This window comes from Knoellia altitudinis (assembly GCF_042666355.1).
In the GTDB taxonomy this organism is placed as follows: Bacteria; Actinomycetota; Actinomycetes; order Actinomycetales; family Dermatophilaceae; genus Knoellia; species Knoellia altitudinis.
Genome location: NZ_JBHTDK010000001.1, coordinates 2561916 through 2564205, shown reverse-complemented (window position 1 = coordinate 2564205; position 2290 = coordinate 2561916). Strand labels below are relative to the sequence as shown.

General features: G+C 67.8%; 2 protein-coding genes. Both read left to right on the top strand.

Features of this window, described 5'->3' with window-relative positions:
* On the top strand, nt 1-1987 hold a 1987-nt coding region (locus ACFQW8_RS12115; RefSeq protein ID WP_380087669.1), incomplete at its 5' end, for a hypothetical protein.
* A 99-nt stretch (nt 1988-2086) separates the two neighbouring features.
* Nucleotides 2087-2290 (top strand): hypothetical protein (locus ACFQW8_RS12110; protein WP_380087667.1); only part of this gene is annotated, 204 nt, incomplete at its 3' end.

Here is a 2290-nt window from a genome sequence, read left to right as displayed (position 1 = left end):
CACCAACTACACAGGCCGCTCTGGCACCTACAAGATCCGAGTCCTCCCCAGCTACTCCCAAGGACTAACCTGGGACGCCCTCGGCGAACCCAACGGCAGCATCGCGCTCTCCGAGCAAATCACCGTCGGCACGACCTCAGGTCGTTCACGTGCCATCGACCCCGTCCCCTCCAGCGTGGCCGCAGCAAGTGACGACAAGGACTTCTACCGGTTCGAGGCATCACAGGCCGGGACCTACACCATCGACGTGTACGACGTCGCCGCCGCTATGGGAGCGATGTGCGTCATCCCCTACCGCACAGACGGAACCTCCATGGGCATCGACTGCAGCGGCGGCAACGGACGCAGCAACGTCCTACGGACAGTCGAAATCTCCCTGCCCGGCACCTACTACTTCCGAGTGAGCACCAACTACACAGGCCGCTCTGGCACCTACAAGATCCGAGTCCTCCCCAGCTACTCCCAAGGACTAACCTGGGACGCCCTCGGCGAACCCAACGGCACTTGGGACCTCGCACGGTCCTTGGCGTTGGCCGAGAACCACGTGGCCGCGATCGACGCCGTGCCGTCGACGGTAGCGGCGTCTGATGACGACATTGACTGGTACCGATTCCAGACGGCGGCCGGAAGCGACTACTCGGTGACCACCTCCAGCCTGGCCAGCACCTTGAGCGGCTCGCCGTACCTCACCGTCCTTGACTCGGCCGGCAGTCCAGTGGGCGCCAGTTCGTCCTGCGCCACGCCCTGGGGGATCTGCAACAGCATCACCTTCAACTCGTCCTTGGGTGGTACCTACTACGCGTCCTTCAGGGCGGGAAGCAACGAGTCCGGCAGCTACACGGTGTGTGCGACCCGCTCTGGAACACCCTGCGCCACGCGCTACAACGGGTACCAGCCGCTCACTCCGGCGCGCATCCTCGACACACGCACCGGACTGGGCGCGCCCAAGGCCGTCCTTGCTCCCGGGCAGTCCCTCGCTCTTCAGGTCGGTGGACGTGGCGGAGTGCCGGCGGCGGGCGCCGCAGCCGTGGTGCTCAACGTGACGGCCGTGTCCCCGGGCGCAGCTGGCTACGTCAGCGTCTTCCCGACGGGTGCCGCGGCATCCACGGTCTCCAACCTCAATTTCCCCGCCGGGGTGACCATCGCGAACCAAGCGATCGTCAAGCTCGGGACCGGCGGGAAGGTCACCCTGACAAGCAGCGCCAAGACGAACCTGCTGGTGGACGTGGGTGGGTTCTACCCCACGACCGGCGGCACGTTCACAGCCCTTAACCCAACCCGCATCGTCGACACGCGGAGCGGGCTCGGCGCACCACAGACCCGGGTCAACGCGGGCGGGACGCTGGCCATCCAGGTCTTGGGCAGGGGCGGCGTGCCGTCGTCCGGAGTCGGATCGGTGGCGCTCAACGTCACCACCATCGCACCGGCCGCAGGTGGTTACGCGACGGTCTGGCCCTCAGGGCTGCCCATGCCGAGTACGAGCTCCACGAACTTCCGGGCCCGCACGACGGTGGCTGCCTTCGTGCTGGTCAAGGTCGGTGCAGACGGCCGTGTGTTGTACAGCCCGTCGACGTCCGCTGACGTCGCCATCGACGTCGCCGGGTGGTTCCCCACTGCGTCGGACTTCGTGGGCACCAGCCCGGCGCGAATCCTCGACAGCCGTAGCGGCGTGGGGACGACCGTGGGCGCCGTCCCGGGCGGGAGTGTGGTGACGTTCAAGGTGCTGGGTGTGGGCGGTGTCCCGACGACCGGGGTCAAGGCCGTCTCCCTCAACGTGACCGCGGCAGGACCCACCGCCACTGGCTGGCTCACGACCTACCCGAGTGATGTCGCCCGTCCGTCCACCTCGACGGTCAACTACCTGCGCGGTGGCGCCACGAGCAACAGCATCCTCGTCAAGGTCGGGGCAGACGGTCGCGTCGCCCTCTACACCAGCGCGACGAGCAACCTCATCGCCGACATCTCCGGCTACGTCAAGACGTCCTGAGCTGCACCCGCGAGTCCCAGCTCTGCTCCCTGCCATGAAAGGCCCCCAATGCGCCAGGTTCTTCGACGGCTGGCTACCGTGGCAGCGATATGTCTGGCGGTGAGCCCTGCCGCCGCTCACGCAGACCCGACCTTCGACACCCGCTCCTTCGCTGCTCCCACCGAGGCGGCGGCCATGCCATCCGCGCCGGGGACGTTCGTGTCCCTGGCGCCGGCCCGCGTGCTGGACACCCGCACCAACCTCGGCGCCACCGGCCCCGTTCCCGCCGGAGGCACCGCCCACGTCACCGTCCTGGGCAAGGGC